At 67.2% G+C, this 9,784-nt stretch carries 7 protein-coding genes and 2 pseudogenes; 3 read left to right on the top strand and 6 right to left on the bottom strand.

The window, feature by feature from the left end:
• Both VN856_RS01695 and VN856_RS01690 read left to right on the top strand, forming a co-directional pair.
• Window positions 1–171, top strand: a pseudogene (locus VN856_RS01695) (chromosome partitioning protein ParB); the annotation flags it as partial.
• Window positions 172–534: 363 nt separating this feature from the next.
• A complete protein-coding gene (locus VN856_RS01690; protein WP_325685520.1) occupies window positions 535–1,275 on the top strand; it encodes an acetyltransferase in 741 nt (246 codons plus the stop codon).
• Here the strand turns inward: VN856_RS01690 and VN856_RS01685 are convergent.
• The 4 genes from VN856_RS01685 to VN856_RS01670 all read right to left on the bottom strand — a co-directional run bounded on the left by VN856_RS01685 (window position 1,262) and on the right by VN856_RS01670 (window position 4,762).
• Window positions 1,262–2,482, bottom strand: a complete 1,221-nt coding sequence (locus VN856_RS01685) for an N-acetylmuramoyl-L-alanine amidase (RefSeq protein WP_325685518.1) — start codon at window positions 2,480–2,482, stop codon at window positions 1,262–1,264. The two genes, VN856_RS01690 and VN856_RS01685, sit on opposite strands and share 14 nt — an antisense overlap.
• Window positions 2,483–2,607: 125 nt before the next feature.
• On the bottom strand, window positions 2,608–2,961 hold the full coding sequence (gene trxA, locus VN856_RS01680) for a thioredoxin (RefSeq protein ID WP_325685516.1): 354 nt from the start codon (window positions 2,959–2,961) through the stop codon (window positions 2,608–2,610).
• A gap of 14 nt (window positions 2,962–2,975) precedes the next feature.
• Window positions 2,976–3,974 (bottom strand): thioredoxin-disulfide reductase, encoded by a 999-nt coding sequence (trxB, locus tag VN856_RS01675; protein ID WP_325685514.1) that lies wholly within the window; start codon window positions 3,972–3,974, stop codon window positions 2,976–2,978.
• 74 nt (window positions 3,975–4,048) lie between these two features.
• The gene (locus VN856_RS01670) at window positions 4,049–4,762 is read right to left on the bottom strand and encodes a hypothetical protein (RefSeq protein ID WP_325685512.1); all 714 of its coding nucleotides are present in this window, start codon (window positions 4,760–4,762) and stop codon (window positions 4,049–4,051) included.
• Window positions 4,763–4,959: 197 nt separating this feature from the next.
• On the opposite strand from VN856_RS01670, the gene VN856_RS01665 reads away from it, so the two are divergent.
• A complete protein-coding gene (locus VN856_RS01665; protein ID WP_325685510.1) occupies window positions 4,960–6,690 on the top strand; it encodes a sensor domain-containing protein in 1,731 nt (576 codons plus the stop codon).
• Window positions 6,691–6,697: 7 nt separating this feature from the next.
• On the opposite strand, the gene sigM is transcribed toward VN856_RS01665, so the two are convergent.
• The gene (gene sigM, locus VN856_RS01660) at window positions 6,698–7,276 is read right to left on the bottom strand and encodes an RNA polymerase sigma factor SigM (RefSeq protein WP_325685508.1); all 579 of its coding nucleotides are present in this window, start codon (window positions 7,274–7,276) and stop codon (window positions 6,698–6,700) included.
• A gap of 53 nt (window positions 7,277–7,329) precedes the next feature.
• Window positions 7,330–9,784, bottom strand: a pseudogene (locus VN856_RS01655) (protein kinase family protein); the annotation flags it as partial.

Raw genomic sequence — 9,784 nt, 5'->3', positions numbered from 1 at the left:
AAGCCGATCCACATGCCCGGCCTCCAGGATGTGGCCGAGCAGCTCTCCAGTGCATTCGACACCCGCGTCACGGTGAGCCTGGGCAAGCGCAAAGGCAAGATCGTGGTCGAGTTTGGCTCGGTGGACGATTTGCAACGCATTGTCGAATTGATGAACGCGTCAAAGAGCTGACCGTACACACTGACTCGTTACGTCACTGTGACAATCCGCCAGATCGAGCCGCCCTGAGATGCCACGATTCCCCGAATCCGGCTGTGCACCAGACTATTTCGATTCCGGTGCGCGGCCGGGCATGCTGCGAACGGTCGGAGTGCCCGAAACCGCCCGCCGGCCGGCGCCGCGGGGTCCGGAAGCGGCCTCGCTCGGGTATCGCGGCCGCCCCCATCCTGGGGGTACGCTCGGCTGCGGGGTGGGGGTACTACCCGCTCGCGGGGAAGCCGGGCCATCAGTGACCGCGCCGCGACGAGGCGGCCCGGGTTGGCCCGAGGAGGAGCAGCGCACGATGGCACCGCCCCACAGAGGCCCAGGAGTCTAGTGTCCGCTCGAATCACACCGCTACGACTCGAAGCCTTCGACCAGCTTCCGAAACACGCCCGCCGCTGCGTCTTCTGGGAGGTCGATCCCGCGACCGTCGGCCAACAAGATCAGCTCGCCGATCCGGAATTCGAGAAGGAAGCGTGGCTGTCGATGGTCATGCTGGAGTGGGGATCGTGTGGCCAAGTGGCCATGGCCTCGCCCGCCGACGGTGGCCAGGGCGAGTCGGTCTGCCTGGGCTACGCCTTCTACGCCCCGCCCCGCACAGTGCCACGGGCACATCGGTTTCCGACCGCGCCGGTCTCCGCGGACGCGGTGCTGTTGACGTCGATGCGGGTGGAACCCGGCCCGGCCGCCGACGAACTCCCGCGCAGTCTCGTCGCGCGGGTGGTCGACGAATTGGTTCGTCGCGGTGTGCGGGCCCTGGAGGCATTCGGCCGCACCGAGCTTGTCGCGGAGTTGGCCAACCTGCCCAGCACCGACCCCGAGCTACAGCCAGTGCTCGAGGTGCTGGGTGACTGCTCGGCCGAGCACTGCGTGATCGACGCCGACTTCCTGCGCGATGTGGGATTCGTTGTGGTGGCGCCGCATCCGTACTTTCCGCGGCTGCGGCTCGAGCTCGAGGAGGGTCTGGGCTGGAAGGCCGAAGTCGAGGCGGCCCTGGAACGGCTGCTGGAGAGCGCGGCGTTGCAACTGCCGGTCGCAGCGGGATCGCCGGTGTCGTCGGCTAGGTGCCGGTAACCCGGCCGGCCTGCTCCACTGCCAACTCGTGAGCAAGCAATTCGGCGAAGGTGAACGTGCCGGTGGGCCGGTCGTTCTTGCCGAGCAGGTACAGCCGTTTGACCGCCGCCAATATGCCCTCGGCAATCGCATCGCGGGTCTGCGTGGTGACCAGCAGATCGCGGTCATGTGCGTTGGTGATGTAGCCGACGTCGACCTGGACGGTGGGCATCCGGGTCAGCCGGAGCAGATCCCAAGTTCGGCCATGTGTGCGGCAATCCCGTAAACCGGTGCGCGCCACCACTTCTCGCTGAATGAAGTCGGCCAGATTGCGGCCGATGGTTGACACCGAACCATGCGAGTTCCCGAAGTGGAACGATGCCACGCCGCTGGCCGACGGGCTGGCCTGGGACTCGCAGCGCAGGCTGATCATCAGGTCGGCACCCACCGCGTTGGCCGTGGCCGCGCGCTCGTGGTCGGACGGGCTACGGTTGGTCGGCCGGGACAGGAATGTCTCCATGCCGATCGCGGTCATCCGGCCTTCAAGGCGACTTGCCAAGTCCCACAAGATGTCTGATTCGCTGATCGGTCCTGTGGAGCAGCGTGCGATCAGACCGTGGTCGTTGCCGCCGCGACCCGGATCGATGATGATCCGCTTGCCTGACAGCTTGGGGCCCGATCGGCGTACCAGTTCCTCTTCACGAATGGCGTGCAGCGAGCCACCGGTCACCCGCGAGGAGAGAAAGTACAAGGAACGCAACGTTTCCGGGCCACAGATGCCGTCGGCGTAGAGGCCGGACTCGCGTTGGTAGGACATCAACCCGTTGTGGGTCTGCAAACCGAAGTATCCGTCGACCAGGCCGGTGTAGAAACCGAGATCCTGCAGCCTGGCCTGCAGTGTGGCGACGTCGTCGCCGTACATCGGCGCACCGAACTGATGATGCAGGGTGCGCGCACCCAACCGATAGGACGCTTCCCGCAGCGCCCGGTTGGTGGCTTCGCCGACGATGCCGTCGACGAGCAACCCGCGGTGCTGCTGAAACGCCCGTACCGCGTGGTCGAGCTCATCGTCGAATACGTCGAAGGCGACGTGCCTTCCGGTGCTCAGGTCCGAATCCGCGCCATCCAGATGGCCCAACGCGGTCAGCGAGGCCCGGATGTCGGTGACCGCGGCGTTACGGTCACCACGGCGCAGCGCTTCGCCGACTCCGCGATGCGGTCTCGACATTCCAAGGGCCTCCGGTGAGCCGGTGCTAGAAGCCCTGCCGATTGTTTGACAGGCTTGGCGGTATTGTCTCAGATCCTTAAGGTTTTCGGAAAAACGCCAGGCAAAGCGCGTCGATCTCTGGCCGGCTAGCCGACGTTGGGAACGGCGTCGGAAAGCTCGCGCAGCAACGCCGCTTTACCCTTGGCGCCGACGATCCGCTTGACCGGTTCGCCGTCCTTGAACAGGATCAGCGTTGGGATCGACACCACGTCAAAGTTGCGCGCGGTCTCGGGGTTTGCGTCGACGTCGAGTTTGGCGATGGTCAACTGTCCGGCGGTTTCGGCGGCGATTTCGGCCAGCACCGGCGCGACCATCTTGCACGGTCCGCACCATGTTGCCCAAAAGTCAACCAGCACAGGCGTATTGCTTGCTAACACGTCGGTTTGGAACGACGCGTCGGACACATCTACAGGTTTGCCGGCCGATTCGGTGTGTGTCATCGTATGTTCTCCAATCAGAGGGAAGCCGTCGCCGGTGTTCCGGCGGATTTGGTCTGGGTGCGCTCGCCCGGCTCGGCCTGCTCGGCCAGCCAACGCTCGGCGTCGATGGCCGCGGCACAGCCGGTGCCCGCGGCGGTGATCGCCTGCCGGTAGGTGTGATCGACCAAGTCGCCCGCGGCAAACACGCCGTCGACCGAGGTGTAGGTCGAGCTGCCCTTGACCAGCACGTAGCCGTCCGGGTCGAGGTCGACCGCACCGCGGATCAGCGCGGAGCGCGGGTCGTGGCCGATCGCGACGAACACCCCGGTCACCGGCAGGGTGGATTCCTTGCCGGTCACGGTGTCGCGCAGCCGCAAGCCAGTCACCGTGGAGTCGCCTTCGACCGAGACCACAGCGCTGTTGGTGACGAACTTGATCTTGTCGTTGGCGCGGGCCCGGTCGAGCATGATCTTGGAGGCGCGAAACTCGTCGCGGCGGTGCACCAGGGTGACGCTGCGGGCGAACTTCGTCAGGAAGGTGGCCTCCTCCATCGCGGAGTCGCCGCCGCCGATCACCGCGATGTCCTGGTCGCGGAAGAAGAAGCCATCGCAGGTGGCACATGAGCTCACGCCGCGGCCGAGCAACTCCTGCTCACCGGGCACATGCAGGTAACGTGCCGCGGCCCCCATCGCCAAGATGACGGCGCGGGCGTGCAGCGTTTCGCCTTCGGAGGTGGTGACGGATTTGACCGGGCCGTCGAGCGACACCGATTCGACGTCCTCCATGCGCAGATCGGCGCCGAATCGCAGCGCCTGCTCGCGCATCTGGTCCATCAACTCGGGGCCTTGAATGCCCTCGCGGAAGCCGGGATAGTTCTCGACTTCGGTCGTGGTCATCAGGGCTCCACCGAACGAGACTCCTTCGAAGACCACCGGCGCCAGTTGCGCGCGCGCCGCATAGAGCGCCGCGGTGTAGCCGGCGGGTCCGGAGCCGATGACGATCACGTCGTGAACGGTGCTGGTTGAGGAACTCATACCAACCTTTCGGGTACTTGAAACCGCTTCAAAGCACTGGAACGCCAGGGTATGCGGTGCTGTTCCCGCGAACACTACGGCCGGGTGACCATCCTGTCAGCCGACAGGCCGGTGTTGGCTGCACTGCAGGTCGGCGCCACCGCGAGTGCTTTGACGGCGCCGGCCGTGTCGCCGGGCAGCACCAGAAGAACGGCCGGATGCCCGGCGATGTCGATGGGCCGGGCGCCCAGCACCCGGGCGTTGGCCGGATAACCCAAACCGGACAGGCATGACGCGCGGCGGCGCGAATCGGCCAGCGGGCCGAAATCCGGTTCGCGGTCGACCACGGCGAGGATCTGCTGATCCGACAGCGGAATGGTCTGCGGTGGGCGCGAGACGGTGATGTGTTCGATAGTGGTCGGCCGGCTCGTCGTTGCCGTGGGCGTCGTGATCAGCGCCCGGGTCCCCAGCCAGGCGGCGACGGCGACCGCGGTCAACCCGGTCAGCGCGACCAGGAGCCGCGCCGAGCGGGGAAGTCCGCCCCGGCGGACGGCATGCTGCGCGCGCAGCGCCGTCTTGATCCGACCGACGACCGCTGGGTCGACTTCGGGTGCCGTCGATCCGTCGTTGATCACCGCGGCGACGTCACCGCGGACCCGATTCAGCGCGTCGATGGTCTGCCGGGCGTCGGGATCGGTGCGGATCTTCTTGCGCAGCCGAGCGGCAGCGTTGTCGTCGTGCAGACCGGCCTGCAGGTCGGCGAGGGAATCGACGGTCAGCGGCGGATCGTCGCGCTCGTCGGCAGGCATCCTCGCCAGTCTCCGGCATCGTTTACTGGAATGCCATATCCGATTCGTTCAGTGGGGTGACGTAAACCGCCAGATGAGTCTAAACTCAGAAAACGCTGAGGAATATTCAGTTTCTAGGGGCAAAACTGAGCGGCGCGGACACCCGTGCCCGCCGTGCCAACGCTTGAATTGCTGGTCAACCACGTCGGGAGAACGCGGTGGCAGGAATCGCCCTGAAAAGCAGCGAGCGCGTACCGCCGCTTGCTGTTGCTGAGCAATCTCAGGAAATTGAGGCCGACCAGCAATACCGGTGGCTACTCGATCACAGCCCGGTCGCCATGTGTGTTCATGCCGACGGCCGCTACGTCTACGTCAATCAGACCTTGGTGCGCAAGATGGGCGCACAGTCGGCCAGCCAGCTGCTCGGCCGCAAGATCACCGATTTCATCCACCCGGATTCGCGCGGCGCGGTGCGCGCTCAGATCGCTGCGCGGCAGCTCGAGGGGGATACCACTCCGCCGCTGGAAATGGCGATCGTGACACTCGACGGTGTCACGCGTGAGGTTGAAGCGCTCGCTATCCAGACGCAGTGGGAGGGCAGGCCGGCCCACAAGGTGGTGTTCCGCGACGTCAGCGCGCAAAAAGCCACCGAAGCCCGTCTGCGCTTGCAGGCCGCGCTGGTCGCGCACGTCTGCGACGCGTTCATCTCCACGACCACGTCCGGATGTGTGACGAGCTGGAATCCGGCCGCCGAGGCGATCTATCAGCGCTCAGCGGTGGATGCGTTGGGACTACCGATCGGCAGGGTAGTCGGCGCCGACCTCGACCTCGCCGTCATTGTCGCCGGCGGCGGTGTCGTGCACACCACCCATCGGGCAGCCGACGGCTCGGAGCTGGCGGTGCGCATGGCGGTGTCCCGGATGGACGACGGATACGTCGTCTTGTGCGCAAACCACACAGCCCTGCGGCGAATCGAGCAGACCTGCCAGACCGTGGTCGCGTCTCTGCAAGAGGGGGTTGTCGTCATCGGCGCGGACGGCACGGTGGAATCGGCCAACCCCGCGACATTACGTATTTTCGGCCAGTCTGTGACGGGCGTCGGTGCCGTCGGGTTCGCGAAAGTGGCCGAGGTGCCGGTGTACGACGCAAACGGCAGGCTGCTCACCTGGAACGAGCGCCCGGTCATGGAGATCCTCAAGCGCAGCCCGCGCTCAGGCGGCATCTACGGTCTCGACCGGTTCAGCGATGGCGCGCGGATATGGGTATCGATCAACTGGTCGCTGCTTGACCCCAGCGATCCGGACCGCTCGTCGGTGTTGATGTCGATCGTGGACATCACCGACCAGCACAATGCCCACCGGCAGCTCGCTTACCAAGCGACCCACGATGTCTTGACCGGCCTGCCGAACCGTGCCCATTTGGTGGCATTGATCAACGATGCGATCGGGTCTGCCGAATGCCGTTGGGGTGCTGTCCTTTTCATAGATTTCGACAAGTTCAAAATCATCAACGACGAGTTGGGTCATCATGCGGGTGACACGGTCTTGGAAGTCGCCGCGCAGCGACTCCGGGCGGCTCTGGGCCCCGATGATGTCGTCGGCCGAGTCGGCGGCGATGAGTTCGTGGCGCTGCTGGCCGCACCGATACAGCGTGTCAGAGTCAACGCCCTGGTCAGGCGGCTGCATGCGGCGCTGCGCAAGCCGATCCGCATCCCGGCCGTGAGTGATTGCACACCGACGAGGCGCGTGCACATCGGTGCCAGCATTGGCGTCGTCGCCGTGCGCGTCGACGAGAAGCGCTGCGCCGCGGAAATCCTGCGCGCCGCCGACGCCGCGATGTATCAGGCCAAGACGACGGGTGGGACGACGTGCTACTACAGCGAAAGCGCCTCTGCGCCAGCGGGACGCAGGCCGCGCTCCCGGCGTGCCGCTCAGCCGTTTCGGACGTGAAGGATTCCTAGCCGGCCGGTCGGTGTGTGTCAGTGTGCAGGTATCCGAGGATGCCGGCCAACCGGGCCCGGGCCCGCGCGCAGCGACTCTTGACGGTGCCTTCGGCAACCCCGAGAAGCTGGGCAGTGTCGGCGACCGAATAGCCGTGCATGTCAACGGCAACCACCGCGGCGCGCTGCTCGACCGGCAGCCGCATCAGTGCCCGCTGCACCACGATCGCCGTGTCGACCTGTGCGGTCCGATCCGGCGCCGGATAGCGGTCGTCGAGGACAGTGGTCAGGTGAGTCTTGTTGCGGCGCAACCGGTCCAGGCAAGCATTGACGACAATACGGTGCAGCCAACTGCTGACCGCGGCGTGGTGCCGAAACGATGCGGCGCCGCGGTACGCCGAGACCATCGCCTCCTGCAGCGCGTCCTCGGCGTCCTCGGCGCTGCGGCTGGTCAGCCGGGCGACCCGGTGCAGTTGCCGGTGGTGACGGAGAAACAGCTCCTCGAATGCATAGCGATCGCCCGCCACGTGAGCCGCCAACAGTTCGGCGTCGCTACGTTGTCCGGGACGCTGCTGCCGAACCTGCGTGGAACCCACGGCCGGACAGTAACCAATGACCCGCTGCCCGGCACTTCACTCGAAGCGGCCCGTCAGGACTTGGCCTGAACCGTGACCGCGGAGAGTCCGGTGCGGCTGGCGCCGTTTGTGGTACCCATCGTCGAAATCCACACCAGCACATACGACGTGGGCGACGAAGCGTTGACCGGAATGCTGTTGTGGCCGGGGTGCACCGAGACCGGCTGCGTCAGCGCGGTGGTGTCCTCGAGCCTGCTGGGTGTCGCTGTCGCCGACGAGCGGATCTGGATCTTCGTCCCGGTGCTGGGGACGTCGACGTTGACCGCACCCACCACGGTGGCTTGCGGTAGCTGCAGCAGCAGGCCGATACCGCTCTTGAAACCGGGGAACGGGACCGCGTCGTGGTAGGTGTCGGTGTCCCACGACGTGGCCGGGTTGCCGTCGATCGCCTGCCCGGCCTGCTCGGGGTTGTCGGGCTCGCCGCCGGGGGAGAACACGGTGGCCTTCACCGGCTTGACGATGCTGCCCGCCGCCGCGCCGGCGGTGGAACTGGACGAGGGGCCGTTGAGGCCGAGCTGGTCCTTATCGAGGCCGCCGACGTCCCCGAACATCCGCGTGATCACCGAGGCCAAGACCAGCAGCGCGACCAGGAGCACCGCGGCGCCGGCGCTAACCCAGATGGTGAGGGCGCGTCGCCGGCGGGCGCGCGCGTGCGCCTCGTCGATGTCGGGTGTGCGGGCCCGCGCCGGCCGCGGGGGCGACGGTGGAGGAGCGTCGTCGCTGATGGGGGCGAGCAGCTCGGTACGGTCGGCCACTACCGTCGCCTGCTGAAGCAGATTCAAAAGCGTTGCCGCACTGCGTATCCCACCGTCTCCCTGCAGCGAGTGGGCGGCGGCCGCGGAAATCTGGAACGGGATGTCTCGGTCGATGGCGCTGGGCTCGAGCGGTTGGCCGGCCGAATCGCGCGGTGCTTGCGCCATCCCGCTGGGTGATCCGGATTCTGGCAGCGGCCACCGGTTGACCAGTAGCGCATACAGCGCGGCGCCGATGCCGCGGATGTCGTCGTCGGGGCTGATGTCCGGCATCGTCGCCGGGAAGGCCAGTACGACATCGCCTTCGATGCTGACCCGGACCCGGCTGGGATGGTCGATCGATAGCGCGACGCCGGCGTGGTGCGCGGCCTCGGCCGCGGCGGCGAGGGTTTGCATCGCGCGTGAGGCGCCCGCGGCCGACGGCGAGGTGTCGGCGACCTCCTGGAGCGAGCCGCCTCGCACCCATTCGGTGACCACTAGGCCGCCGGCGCCGGTGTGCACGACGTCGAGAATTCGGGCGATGCCGATTTTGTCGATGCGGCTCAGCCGCATGGTGCGAGCCAGGATCTCGCGGAGTTGCCCGTCGGGAAGCGTTGCGTCCGGATCGACGAAAGTCAGTGCCACCTGCCGGTTCAGCGCGGTGTCCAGTGCCTGCCAGAACTGGGTGTGCGGGGCCCCGCCATGGAACACCAGCAGCCGGTAGCGACCGCGGGCGATGCTGGCACCGGGGACCAGCTGCTGTTCGTCTGAGGGCGCAGCCGGGCCGGATCCCGGCGAGCTTGGCGCGTCGAACTCGATCGGGTCAGTGGTGCCGAACGCGGTGGTCTCGAGGTCGGGGTCGGACGATCCGCCGTTGGGCGGCGTCGAGGCTTCCGGCGCCGCGACGGTGCCGACGTGGAGGTCGGTGGGGACGTCGGGCTGGAAATCGTCGGCTGCGGATGACGATGCGGAGCCCGTGACAGCTTTGCGTGAGGCGCTGTCCGATGGTCCGTCAGTCATCTCCGGTCCTCTCTCCGTCCCCTCCCCGGTCGGTCGCTCCGGATGCCCGCGCTGGATGGGTTCCCCTCCCGGATATCCCGCCCGTGCTGACGAATTCCTGTGCTCAGGGTACGTGACGATACCGGTGCGCAACAGTTGATCGTTGCCTTCGGATTGGGGGGCAACGACGCGGGCTGACCTGCTCGAAGGGGGTGCTGGGGCGCCGACGGGAGGCACTCGGGCGGGTGCCGGCGGTGCGGCTTTCCCGCGGGCCGGTGTCGCGCCGATCCAGCCGCGGAACACCGCCAGCGCCGCGACGGCCTCGGGCACCTGCGCGCGCACCATGACCACCGCCACGATCGGCGCCATGATCACCGCGAGCACGAGCAGCCGCAGCAATGAGCCGGCGCCGCCGCCGTAGGCGGTGAGCCGCTCCATGCCCGTCAGCACGTCGACCAGGTATGCGACCAAACCCGCCAGCAGCGACGCGGTGGCCGTGACCAGGATGGTCCGCACCTCCGCGACGCCGAGCAGTCCCCGGCGAACGGCTGGCTGCACGCCCCCTCGCCTCTCCGCGGCTGGGGGGACCCCCACCCGCGTGCGGGGGATTGCCCCCAGACCACCTCGGGGCAGCAGCGCGTTGCGGAGCAAGACGTAGCCGGCGATCGCGCCCGCTAGGAATCCCAGGCCGTTGGCCAACCCGAGGTAGCCCGCGACGAGGTCGGGGTTGTCGGTGAGG

This window comes from Mycobacterium sp., from assembly GCF_035603715.1.
GTDB lineage: Bacteria > Actinomycetota > Actinomycetes > Mycobacteriales > Mycobacteriaceae > Mycobacterium.
Note: the sequence above shows the minus strand (reverse complement) of the source record. Positions and strands in the feature narration are given on the sequence as shown.